Raw genomic sequence first — 12,310 nt, 5'->3', positions numbered from 1 at the left:
TAGACTGAATTCACGATCCGTGAGCAATAAGGAAGCGATATGTCCACAGCACAGGTAGCGCTGCTTGCCAGCGTTCAACAGTTTTTAGACCGCCAGCATGGCTTATATATCGACGGCACCCAGCAGGCGTCGCAGAGCGAACAGCGCCTGACCGTCTGGAACCCGGCAACCGGGCAGGCCATCGCCAGTACCGCGGATGCCAACGCGGCCGATGTCGATCGCGCGGTGATGTCGGCATGGCGCGCCTTCGTCGCCCGCAGCTGGGCAGGGCGCACGCCGGCCGACCGCGAACGTATTCTGCTGCGTTTTGCCGATCTGGTCGAACAGCACGGCGAAGAACTGGCGCAGCTGGAAACGCTGGAGCAGGGGAAATCCATCCAGATTTCTCGCGCATTTGAAGTGGGCTGTACGCTGAACTGGATGCGTTATACCGCCGGACTGACGACCAAAATCAGCGGACGTACGCTCGATGTGTCGATTCCGTTCCCGCAGGGAGCACGCTACCAGGCGTGGACGCGAAAAGAGCCGGTCGGCGTTGTCGCCGGGATCGTGCCGTGGAATTTCCCGCTGATGATCGGGATGTGGAAAGTGATGCCGGCGCTGGCGGCAGGGTGCTCTATCGTCATCAAGCCGTCGGAGACCACGCCGCTGACCCTGCTGCGGGTTGCCGAGCTGGCCACCGAGGCCGGGATCCCGGACGGAGTATTTAACGTCGTGACCGGCAGCGGCGCCGGATGCGGTTCGGCGTTAACCTCTCATCCGCAGGTGGCGAAGGTCAGCTTCACCGGTTCCACCGCAACCGGTAAGCATATCGCCAGGACGGCCGCCGACCGCCTGACCCGCGTAACGCTGGAACTGGGGGGGAAAAACCCGGCGATCGTGCTGAAAGACGCCAACCCGGAGTGGGTAATCGAAGGGCTGATGACCGGCAGTTTCCTCAATCAGGGCCAGGTCTGCGCCGCCAGCTCGCGTATCTATATTGAAGCCCCGCTGTTCGATAACCTGGTGAGCGGTTTTGAACAGGCGGTGAAGTCGCTGCAGGTGGGACCGGGGATGCTGGAAACGACTCAGATTAACCCGGTGGTGTCAAAAGGGCACTGCGAGAAAGTGGCGGCTTACCTCGATGAGGCGCGCAAGCAGCATGCGGAACTGATTAGCGGACAGGCCGGGCCGGATACGCACGGCTATTATATCGCGCCGACGCTGGTGATTAATCCGGACGCCGGGCTGCGACTCAGCCGGGAAGAGGTCTTTGGTCCGGTGGTCAACCTGGTGCGCGTCGCCGATGGCGAAGAGGCGCTGCGTCTGGCTAACGACAGTGATTTTGGTCTGACCGCCAGCGTCTGGACCGGCGATTTAACACAGGCACTCAGCTACACCGAGCGCCTGCAGGCCGGGACGGTGTGGGTCAACAGCCATACGCTTATCGATGCCAACCTGCCGTTTGGCGGTATGAAGCAGTCCGGAACCGGGCGCGACTTTGGCCCGGACTGGCTGGACGACTGGTGCGAAACGAAATCGGTCTGCGTGCGTTACTGACTCTCGCCTCAGCGCCTGACGCCCGGAGTTCGAACTCCGGGCCGGGCGCTCTCCCGCTTCTCATTCTTTTTGCCATATGCCTGAGTTAGCCGCGGTTTATCGTGAAGAGTACGAGAAACAGCAGTGCGGGCATCGGTATGATGCCTGGTGACGTATCCTCGTGGGTAGTCCAGAAATCAACAATCATCTCCCTTCATGCCGACCACTACCTGTCAGTCTCTGCACCGATGATGGCAGTCACGTTTGACGATTGCCCTCCTGAGGTGATTGCCGTCTGCTATTTTTACTTTGTCAATCCTGACCGCTTTTCACGCAGCCTGCGATGAGGTTCCTATGAACTTACTGGTGTTTTGCGACGGTACCTGGAATACGCCCCAACAGCTTGATGATGGAAAACCCGCGCCGACCAATGTGGTCAAACTCAGGAATGCCGTGGCGGAAAACACCCAGCAGCGAGTCTATTACCACTCCGGCGTCGGTACCGATGGCGGGGTGGTCGATCGCTATATCGGCGGCGGCATCGGCGAAGGCCTTGATAAGAATATTATCAGCGCCTATTACTGGCTGGCGACCCGCTATCAGCCCGGCGATAAAATATGGCTGTTTGGCTTTAGCCGCGGAGCTTATACCGTCAGGAGTTTAGGCGGAATGATTTCGCGCTGCGGATTATTGAATGCCAGCCAGGCAGGAACCGGCGACGATAAAGTCTGGGAGGATATCAACGATCTCTTCAGCTATTACCGCCAGCCTGCAGGCAGCGCGCCGGCGATCGTTGCCAGCGTGGGTAGACCTTTTTATTCGGTGGCGACGGGGCGTCCGACCAGGGAGAGCATCCCTATATATTTTATTGGCGTCTGGGAAACGGTGGGGGCGCTGGGTATTCCCGACGATATGGCGTTAGCCAATCTGCTGGATGATCCCAAAAAGTATGCCTTCCACGATACGTCACTCAGCCCGATTGTCGAACATGCCCGCCATGCGCTGGCGCTGGACGAGCAGCGGCAAAGTTTCATTCCCACGCTGTGGGACAATGTGGCGGGTAACCCGCAGGTGAAACAGCGCTGGTTTGCTGGCGTGCATGCTGATGTCGGCGGCGGCTACGCGCAGTGCGGATTATCGGATATCACCCTGCAATGGATGATGACAGAGGCAGCCGGACTGGGACTGATGCTGCTGCCGGGTATCGATGCCCAGCTGGCCCCCGATCCCCATGGACTGCTGCATGATTCGGTCACCGGTATTTTTAAACTGCTGCATACCTGCCCGCGCAGCGTACCGCGGATTGTCGCCGGAAGCCCCGATGTTGATGCCAGCGTGATACAGCGGCAAAGTCAGCCGATGCTGCTCCACGGTCGCTACCGACCGGTCACCGATGTGACGGCAGAACACCCGGCGACCTTTGACGTTTTTGCGCGCGAGCGCTGGAATGCAACGGGGATCTGGCTGGAAGCGGGAGTGGAGTATCGCTTTACGGCCACGGGGAAATGGCTGGATGGCTCGGTGCCCTGCGAGGCGGGCGGGACTGATGACGGTAAGTTTTATCCCGGCGAGGCCGCGCAGATTATGGCCTCCGTTTCCGACAAACTGGAAGCGTTATGGAAGGGGGCGACTAAAAACCAGGATGTGGATTTTTGGCTGAGTCGACGCGTCGGTACGGCACCGTGGTTCGCTCTGATTGGTGTAGTTGCCAATCACGCAGATCCCGCACCCGACGCGCCTGAGCCGCGGCATGAGATTGTGGTTATCGGCAGCGGATGCCGGTTCACACCGGCCAAAAGCGGCTATTTTTACGCTTACGCCAACGATGCGTGGCAAATGTATGATAACAATCGTGGCAGCGTCTCCCTGACGATTTCCCGCTAAGCGCCATTGAACGCCGTGCCTATCGTTATCCACGAACAGGACTTGCTGAATCACAGTATTTATCGCTACTGTTAATGCCTTCCCGCCATCGTGGCGGAGCTTATCATCAGGAGGCGGATATGATGTCGGAGGGGCCTACCGTTGCCCTTATCGGGCCCGGCGCGATTGGGACCACGATAGCCGCGGCGCTGCATGAAGTGGGGCGCACGCCGGTGGTGTGCGGGCGAACGTCTCATGCACAGCTGTTGCTCAGATTCGATGGCGGAGAGATTACGCTTCCCGGACCGGTACTGACCGACCCGGCGGCCATTGTGCGGCCATTTTCGCTGGTTTTCGTCGCGGTCAAGGCCACCCAGAACCCTACGATTTCCGCGTGGCTGAGCGCATTGTGCGATGAAAAAACGGCGGTGTGTGTGTTGCAGAACGGCGTCGAACAGCAGGCGCAGTTTGCCGACCGCGTTGCCGGGGCGACGGTGTTGCCTGCGGTGGTGTGGTTTCCGGCGCAGCGCGAACCCGATGCCTCCGTCTGGCTGCGAGCGACACCCCGGTTGACCTTGCCGGATCTGCCGCAGGCCCGGCTGGTACAGCAAACGCTGCAAGGGACCCGCTGCGCCGTGGATCTCGCCGATGATTTCACCACCGTCGCCTGGCGCAAGCTGCTGCAAAATGCGGTGGCTGGCCTGATGGTGCTGACGGGCCGCCGTGCCGGTATGTTCGCCCGTGGCGATATCAACGACATTGCGCTGGCCTATTTACGTGAATGCCTGCTTGTCGCGCGCGCGGAAGGCGCAAGGCTGAGCGACAGCGTACCGCAGGAAATTATCGACGGATTTCATCGTGCGCCACCCGATCTCAGTACCTCGATTCAGATTGACCGCGAAAGCGGGCGGCCGCTGGAGTGGGAGATTCGTAACGGCGTGGTACAGCGCCGCGGGCGTCGGCACGGCATTCCGACGCCGCTGAGCGATCTTATCGTTCCGCTGCTGGCAGCTGCCAGCGACGGGCCGGGCTGACGGGATAAAGCGGCGGCGCTTGCAGCCGCCGGATAGCAGGCGGCATTCCGCGAGGTCTGGCCGCTGTGACTGGCAACGCGGTTGCCGTCTGTGTATGTTATCCCCTTGAGCGCTGACAAGCGGAGATCTGCTTGCTCACTGTCCCACCGTCGCACCAAAATTGTGTTTGATCTCAGCCTGCTATGTGCAAGCTGCCAATATATTTGGCGAAGAGAAGCATAGAAACTTGATCTCTTGTTAGAGCTGTCTACCATAAAAAGTAGCGCTGCGTTTAAATGCAATTCTTGCGTAGCACCATTCTGATGCTGGATATTCATTTCATTCTCTGACCTGGTTGTTGCCCGGGGTATTTATGCCTGTAACTCATCGTGTCGTTGAGCGAGGTATCACATGACAAGACCTGCCTCTTATTTTAAAGATAACCTGTTTATATTTATTAAAAATGACTCCGGGCAAACATTGTAAATAACAGTCTGACTCAGCAGGTAATCGAGAGGCCAGATTTTATTTTTGGTGAGTATTAATGTTGCTGCTAATTATTGTATGCGTTGTACAAACCTGAATTTATTAAATCACCTGAATGCTACGGGGGCTCTATGTTAAAAATCGGTGATGAAGGTAAGGCGGTAGCACAATTGGTTGACGATCTCCGCAAGCTATCATTCGGTCTTGCGCCAACGGATAAATTTGATCAGGTAGTAAAAAAGTCAGTAGAAGCTTTCCAGGTGGCCAACGTGGATGCCTCAGGCCAACCGTTAATTGTCGATGGTAAAGTAGGACCACACACCCGTTGGGCTCTCGATGCTGCTTTGGGTAAACACAGCCTTGTGCTTCAACACCCGACTCTCCCGACGTTCACCCCGTCAGGGGGAAGCCATGCGGGCCTGGCCGCGCTGAAAGTCGCTCAGGCGGAGATCGGCCATGGTGAAGAAGGTTCGGATAATCACGGTCCTGATATTAAAAAATATTTCGCCGGGTACGGAAACCAGGGGCAAAGCTGGTGCGCGGCCTTTGTCAGTTACTGTTTTAACCAGGGAGCAACTGCGGTATTCGGCTATCAAACATCAGCTCAGGCATTGCATAATAAAATGAAGTCATTAGGCTATTCTTACACCCCTTCATTGAGCAATCCACCACAGCCGGGTGATATTATTTGTTGGTTGAGAGTCGATCCTAAAAAGCAGCAAGAGACTGCCTGGATGGGGCATGTTGGTATTGTTCAAGGCTATGCCGATGGCATTTTGTGGACTATTGAAGGTAATCGTGGAGCTTACCCCTCAAAAGTGAATATCTTCCATTATTCATGGTCAGTTTTAGTTGCTTCAGCAACTAATGATAAGTTTAAGGGACTGTATGGGCTCTCGCGCCATCCCTGATAATATTTAAATTCTACAGGATAATAAAATGGCCAATAAGAAAATGCCTTTTTACCCTATTATTTATGTTCGTGGTTATGCGATGACTAATCACGATATTAATGAGACTACCGCCGATCCTTTTAATGGTTTTAATCTTGGCTCAACGATGCTGCGAGCCTCTGCGAGCCAGAAAGATCGCCCGAAGAAATTTTATTTTGAATCGCCCGTTATTCGTCTGGCCTCGGAGTTTGGTTATAGCGATGTTTTTGAGCAGGGACTGGATATCACGGACGCTGGTTGGGCGCTGGATCCGGAGGGTAAACCTACCGGAAACATCCTGGATGATAAATCGGTGATTGTGTATCGCTATTATGACGATGCGTCCACGCTACTGGGAAGGGGTAAAACGCCCGACATAGCAACGGCGGCAGTTGGACTGTCAAGCCTGCTGGCCACGATCAGGCAGCTTTTGCTGGCAAACCCCAACAGCGGCGTGCAGGAGCCCGACGACTTTCGCTGTTATCTGGTGGCCCACTCGATGGGAGGCCTTGTTTGCCGGGCTTTTCTACAAAATCAGGCGCTTGATCCGCAGCAGATGGCCAGAAGCGTCGATAAATTTTTCACCTACGCTACGCCACATAACGGGATTGAGTTTGCGGAGATTAATATCCCGAATCTTCCCTGGCAAAGTAGCGTCGCTAACTTTAGTCGTGACCGTATGGCGCAGTATCTCGACCTCGAGAATGCGTACCAGCGTTATAAACGGGTCGATTTGATCCCTGAGTCCCGACTTCCCTCATCGCGCATTTTCACTATGGTAGGGACCAATCGCCTTGATTATGACGTTGCCGCCGGACTCTCGAGAACCTTTGTCGGGAACGGCAGCGATGGTCTGGTAAAAATTGAGAATGCTACGCTGAATGGTCTTAATGATGATGGCTCAATCGGCGCGCCTTGTGCGAAAGCCTTCACCTATCGCGCCCATTCCGGCTATTTCGGTATTGTGAATAGCGAAGAAGCTTTCCAGAATCTGGCACGCTTTCTTTTTGGCGATGTCCGCGTGGATATATGGTTGGAACTTAAGGACATTCGTCTTCCGGATGCGGCGCTAAAAGCGGCCGGTGGAGAGGCGAATAAGATTGACGCAATCTATCAGATAGAAGCTATTGCCTCTCCCCGGGGTAAACCCTGGTCGTTAACCCGACGTGTCGCCGAAGAAGATTCCGTTGCCTGTGTGACGCAAAAAGAGTGGAATACACAGGGACATGCTACGCAATATCTCTCGAGCGTCTTCTTGTCCAGGCGTGCGCGAGTGAATAAAGCCCGGCGCTCTCTGGCCTACAGCCTGGTACTGGGAGTGAAAATTCCCGATTACGAAATAGAAAAGCGATTCTGGTTTAACGAACACTATGAAGGGGGGTATTTGTTCCGCAACTCTCTGATCCTTGAAATTGTTCCTCCGGCAAATGACGACAGCCCCTGGCGGATAAAATATGCCTGGCAGGACTCAGGGGTTTCCAACGCCGATATTATTCTGGACCCGCAGCAAATCGCCGATAATGCCTGTGAGGTCACGATTCCCGTAGAAAGTGTCTCCATCGATACCAAAGGCAATAAACGGCCTTCGGTGCCGGGGATCTCTGGGGCGTTGCGTTTTAACGTCCAGCTCTGGAACTGAGAAGCGTGCTAAAAGCGATAGCGCCACCGAGGTTACCCCCGGTGGCGGGCAGATTTCTCTCTCAGGCCTTGCGACAAACTACTTTTTCTTTTCGCCCAGCGTCGGGGTTTCGTCAAAGAAGTTCCACGGTTTCAACAGCGCATGCGCCCATTCGGTCGGCATAATCGGCCACTCCTCCGCGCGCGCCACGTGGGTGGTGCCGGTGGTTATCCAGACCACGTCATCGTGGTTGGTCAGCGACTCGTTATCCTTTGCATAGGCGCCAAGGCCAGTGTCATGGATCGAACGGTTCGGATATTTCCCTTCCGGATAACGCTCCGACTGATGATAGCGGGTGACCCACAGCTGCTTATCCATAAAGCTCAGACGGTGATAAATCCACTCATCCGGCGCGAATTTGGCGCCGGTTGCCGCCGGGTGAGTGCCGCCCGCGTAAGGGATAATCTGATACGACACCGGGTTACCCATCCGGTTCTCTTTGGTGGTATTACTCAGCAGGCGAATGGTGCCCGGGTCGAACTTCTGCGCCGCTTTTTGTTCGCTGTCGATGGTGTACTGGTTAATCTGCATGGTGCTGGTGCGCGGGCCACCGGCGGTATTGGGCTTCACTTCCGGGTCCATGGCCACCAGCGAGTTGTTCTCGCCGTCAACGTCAAGGTCAAGGCGGAAATTGTAGATATGCTGGTGCGTGGTGCCGACGATGTTATGGTCGATCAGCGTCCCGTAACGGGTATCTTCTTTCGCGCTCGGATCGTGCATGGTCTTCGCCATGACGCCTTTGACCGCTTCGATTCCGGTGGCGCCGGCGTCGATGCCGATGGTGCCGTTCTCGTGGAACACCCAGTCAAAGATATAGTCGTAGTTGCCGACGGTACTGATCCAGCGGACCACCAGCTCGCGTCGCTCGGTGCTGACGTTCGGTTGCCCCATCTCCTGGTGTTTGTATTCCGGACCGGCATAACGCTCGAAGATTGCGATAGCGTGCGGGATAGTGGTTGGCGCGCCGGTATAATCAGCAATGGTTTCATCCAGCAGCACCGAATTCGCCGGCGCATCTTTACCGCGGACGATTGGCGAGGTCAGGGTGCCCATGCCGTAGTCGCCGGAGTCGAGATAGGCTTTGAAGTACCAACCCACGTCCGGGTCACCATAAGGCACGATCATCCCGCCCAGCGAGCCTTCATACATTACCTGACGTTTCTGCCCGTTGTCGTTGTAGGTCACGGTGGAGAGAATCGGCCCGACGCGGGAGTTCAGCCGCAGGTGGAAATCCCAGTTCTGCCAGTGAATCGTGTCGCCGGTAATGGTGTAGTTTTTGCCTTCCGGCTCGGTGATATCCAGCGGTTTAACCGCGGCAGCCACGCGGTCGCGGCCATCATAAGGGCGCGATTCCATCGGCACCGGGATCACCGGACCCTCTTCAATTTTGATGATTTTCTTCTGCTCAAGATCCACCACGGCGACCAGGTTTTCAATCGGGTGCGCCCAGTAGTTGCCGTCGCCGGTATCCAGATAGCTCACCACTTTCAGCAGACGTGAATCCTGCTTCAGGCCATCTTTGCCGTCAAAATAACCGACGGTCAGCGGAGTGGTGATGACTTTTTTGCTGTCGGTGATGCCGTGTTTTTTGAGCACTGCGGCGAATTCGTCACTGGCGTTAATAATGTTCTGCACGCTGACGAAATCATCCAGCAGGACCATGCCGTGGGCGTCTTTAATTGGCTGCCAGGAGAGTATTTTCTTATTCTGTAAATCCACCACGCTTTCGATGACGTGTTTGCCATCGAGCATCACCACGTCAGCGGTCCGCGGCGCCTCAACGGCGGTTCCTTTTAACGCGAAGGCCCACACCACCGCTTTATCCGGCTCGTGCAGTGAGATTTCGGTAAAACGGGTGTTGGGGCGGAATTGCGGCGAGGCTTTGACAATCGTCACCGCTTCGCTGATTTCCGCTGCGGATAACGAGTTGAGCGGATGCGGGCGTTTCTCGACCTGGAAGGTCTGATCAAGACCGGACTGGAAGACATCGTTGATAAAGGTATCGGAGACCCACGCCTTACCGTCTTTCATCACCACCGGAACCTGTAAATCCAGCGACTTACCGTTGACGATGGCCGTTTTCGCACCGGGCTTCACTTTGACGTAGGCGCCATCCTTCATCAGGGTAAACATCTGGGCATAATCATCCCACTGCACGTCGGCACCAAACGCCTGCAGCGTTTTGTCCATTGGGACCATATGCGCTTCGTCGCCGTGCGCGAACACCGGTGATTGCCAGGCACAAAACAGCGCAACGGCCAGAGCTAAGGCTGTTTTACGCGGGGAACGAATTGAGTTATTTGCCATTGTGACCTCATCTTATATTTATATTCCCGTCATGCTTTGGGTTGCATCTACGGTGACCACGCGTCCCTGCTGATTGTCTGCAACGCCAATGATTCCGGCGAGTTGTGTTGTCGCTTGCCGCTGCGAAATGCCGGCTTTACTCGCTTTAACCTACCAGCGGTTGGTCGGTTGGCGTTTGTGTGCTCTTGCCAGGTTGTTTGTCAGATTTGCCAGTTATGCCCGGAGCAAGCGGGCGGGGCACAAAAAATGCCTCCGCAGAGGCATCGGGTACCGGCCCGGCGCGCCCGGCGTTAGCCGGAACGGCGGGGACAGGCATCGGTTAAACCGCGAAGTCGCCGTGCTGACGGGCCACCAGCGTCAGGATGGAATAGAGCGCCACCGGCTGCTGGTGCTGGTTGAATATCTCTACCGCCCACTCCACCACCCCGGTCGCTTTCTCCTCGGCGCTACGCTGGCGCTTCACCGTTTTACGCTTGCAGGTCAGACGCACCTGAATGGTGTCGCCCGGCTTCACCGGTTCGATAAAGCGCAGGTTTTCCATGCCATAGTTGGCGATGACCGGCCCGACGCCGGCATCGACAAACAGCCCGGCTGCCGCGGAGATCAGGAAGTAACCGTGGACCACGCGCTCGCCAAAAATGGAGTCCGCGGCGGCAATTTTGTCCATATGGGCATAGAAGTGATCGCCGCTGAGGCAGGCAAAATTGACGATATCCGCTTCGGTCAGCGTGCGACGCGGGGTCAGCAGGCTATCGCCAGGCTGGATCTGTTCAAAATATTTACGGAACGGATGAATACGGTCCTCGCTGACTTCGGCGCCGCGAACCCACTGCTGACCGATGGCGGCCAGTATCGTCGGGCTGCCCTGAACCGCGGTGCGTTGCATATAGTGTTTTACCGCGCGCAAACCGCCGAGTTCTTCGCCGCCGCCGGCACGACCCGGTCCGCCATGAACCAGCTGCGGCAGCGGTGAACCGTGACCGGTGGACTCGACGGAAGAGGCCTCGTTGAGGATCTGGATACGGCCATGTGAACGGGCGGCGCCGAGGATAAACTCACGCGCCAGCTCGCCGCTGGCGGTCACCAGCGTTCCGACCAGACTGCCTTCCCCGGCGCGCGCCAGCGACAGCGCGTGCTCACGATGTTGATACGGCATCAGGGTGGCAACCGGGCCGAAGGCTTCGATGGCATGCACCGCCGGCGTTTCATCCGGCTGCGGGCAGAACAGCAGCGTCGGCGGGAAGAAGGCGCCGGCGGCGTTAAGATCGGCCTTGCCGCCGAGCAGAACTTCGCACCCGGCCTGAATCAGCGCGTTCACCTTGTCCTGTACATCCTGGCGCTGGTCATGGCTGACCAGCGCGCCCATTTTCACCCCTTCCTGCGCCGGATCGCCGACGGTCACTTTTTGCAGACGGGCAATCAACGCTTCGCTGACCGCATGAAGCTGGGCCTGCGGAACGATGATGCGGCGGATAGCGGTACATTTCTGCCCGGCTTTGGTCGTCATCTCGCGCACCACTTCGCGGATAAACAGGGCAAATTCCGGCTGCCCGGGAGTAATGTCCTCTCCGAGCACGCAGCAGTTCAGCGAATCGGCCTCCATGGTGAAGGGGATCGATTTCGCGACCAGGTTAGGGTGAACACGCAGCTGCTGGCCGGTATGGGCGGAGCCGGTAAAGGTCACCACATCCTGGCTATCCAGATGATCAAGCAGATCGCCCGCGCCGCCGCAAATCAGGCTGATGGCCCCGTCCGGTACCAGTCCGCTCTCGACGATAGACTTGACCATCGCCTGGGTCAGCTGAGCGGTGGCGGTTGCCGGTTTGATGATGGCCGGCATGCCGGCAAGCCAGGTTGGCGCCAGCTTTTCCAGCATGCCCCAGCAGGGGAAGTTAAAGGCGTTGATATGCACCGCGACGCCGGATTTTGAGGTCAGGACGTGGCGGGCGGCAAAGCCCCCCTGTTTCGACAACGGGATCAGTTCATCTTCCGGCCACAGCGTATCGTCCGGCAGCTCGCGACTGCCGAGGCTGGCGTAGGTAAACAGCGTGCCGATCCCCCCTTCAATATCAACCCAGCTATCGACTCGGGTCGCCCCGGTTTGCGCTGAAATGGCATAAAACGCCTCTTTTTCTGCCAGCAGGTGTTTCGCTACCGCTTTCAGCATCGCGCTGCGTTCGATAAAGGTCATGGCCTGTAACGCCTTAGCGCCGCGGTCGATGGCAAAACGGCGCGCCTGTGCCATATCCAGCCCTTCGCTGGTGACTTCCCATAATGTCTCACCGCTGATGGCGTGGCGAAGCGGGCGGGCGTGGCCCCGACCGCTCTGCCAGGTGCCGGATAAATAGCTGGCTAACTGCTGCATGGTGAATCTCCAATATGTTACGTGAAATCTCTATAAATAGTTATTTTATGAATCATGAAATGCAAGCGACTATTTAATAATTTATTAACATTGTGATCGCGGGCGCGTCGTGCCCTGCCGCTTCCGGCCTGCGGTGTCGCGGTCTGGT

At 56.8% G+C, this 12,310-nt stretch carries 7 protein-coding genes; 5 read left to right on the top strand and 2 right to left on the bottom strand.

Annotation, left to right across the window (positions count from 1 at the left end; genetic code table 11):
* Positions 1-39 precede the first annotated feature (39 nt).
* The 5 genes from AC007G_RS12390 (at position 40) to AC007G_RS12370 (ending at position 7,451) form a co-directional block, all read left to right on the top strand.
* A complete protein-coding gene (locus tag AC007G_RS12390; protein ID WP_085397197.1) occupies positions 40-1,539 on the top strand; it encodes an aldehyde dehydrogenase family protein in 1,500 nt (499 codons plus the stop codon).
* Between the two features lie 333 nt (positions 1,540-1,872).
* Entirely contained in the window at positions 1,873-3,402 is a 1,530-nt protein-coding gene (locus AC007G_RS12385) for a DUF2235 domain-containing protein (protein WP_142630996.1), read from the top strand.
* Between the two features lie 122 nt (positions 3,403-3,524).
* Positions 3,525-4,415: an oxidoreductase gene (locus tag AC007G_RS12380; RefSeq protein WP_142631010.1), complete on the top strand. Its 891-nt coding sequence runs from the start codon at positions 3,525-3,527 to the stop codon at positions 4,413-4,415.
* A gap of 596 nt (positions 4,416-5,011) precedes the next feature.
* Entirely contained in the window at positions 5,012-5,791 is a 780-nt protein-coding gene (locus AC007G_RS12375; protein ID WP_085397199.1) for an NlpC/P60 family protein, read from the top strand.
* A 28-nt stretch (positions 5,792-5,819) separates the two neighbouring features.
* Positions 5,820-7,451, top strand: coding sequence for an esterase/lipase family protein (locus AC007G_RS12370; RefSeq protein ID WP_142630997.1), 1,632 nt, complete (start codon positions 5,820-5,822; stop codon positions 7,449-7,451).
* A gap of 78 nt (positions 7,452-7,529) precedes the next feature.
* On the opposite strand, the gene tynA is transcribed toward AC007G_RS12370, so the two are convergent.
* Together tynA and paaZ are read right to left on the bottom strand one after the other, a co-directional pair.
* Positions 7,530-9,797: a primary-amine oxidase gene (gene tynA, locus AC007G_RS12365; protein ID WP_085397201.1), complete on the bottom strand. Its 2,268-nt coding sequence runs from the start codon at positions 9,795-9,797 to the stop codon at positions 7,530-7,532.
* Between the two features lie 319 nt (positions 9,798-10,116).
* On the bottom strand, positions 10,117-12,162 hold the full coding sequence (gene paaZ / locus AC007G_RS12360; RefSeq protein WP_142630998.1) for a phenylacetic acid degradation bifunctional protein PaaZ: 2,046 nt from the start codon (positions 12,160-12,162) through the stop codon (positions 10,117-10,119).
* Positions 12,163-12,310 lie beyond the last annotated feature (148 nt).

Source organism: Klebsiella sp. CSG-1, from assembly GCF_056521145.1.
The sequence above is the reverse complement of the archived record's forward strand: the minus strand, read 5'-3'. Positions and strand labels throughout refer to the sequence as shown.

What these genes read in the sequence shown, in the direction of transcription:
- AC007G_RS12390 (WP_085397197.1), top strand. Translation starts at nt 40, where the DNA reads ATGTCCACAGCACAGGTAGCGCTGCTTGCCAGCGTTCAACAGTTTTTA.
- tynA (WP_085397201.1), bottom strand. Translation starts at nt 9,797, where the DNA reads ATGGCAAATAACTCAATTCGTTCCCCGCGTAAAACAGCCTTAGCTCTG.
- AC007G_RS12370 (WP_142630997.1), top strand. Translation starts at nt 5,820, where the DNA reads ATGGCCAATAAGAAAATGCCTTTTTACCCTATTATTTATGTTCGTGGT.
- AC007G_RS12380 (WP_142631010.1), top strand. Translation starts at nt 3,525, where the DNA reads ATGTCGGAGGGGCCTACCGTTGCCCTTATCGGGCCCGGCGCGATTGGG.
- AC007G_RS12385 (WP_142630996.1), top strand. Translation starts at nt 1,873, where the DNA reads ATGAACTTACTGGTGTTTTGCGACGGTACCTGGAATACGCCCCAACAG.
- AC007G_RS12375 (WP_085397199.1), top strand. Translation starts at nt 5,012, where the DNA reads ATGTTAAAAATCGGTGATGAAGGTAAGGCGGTAGCACAATTGGTTGAC.
- paaZ (WP_142630998.1), bottom strand. Translation starts at nt 12,162, where the DNA reads ATGCAGCAGTTAGCCAGCTATTTATCCGGCACCTGGCAGAGCGGTCGG.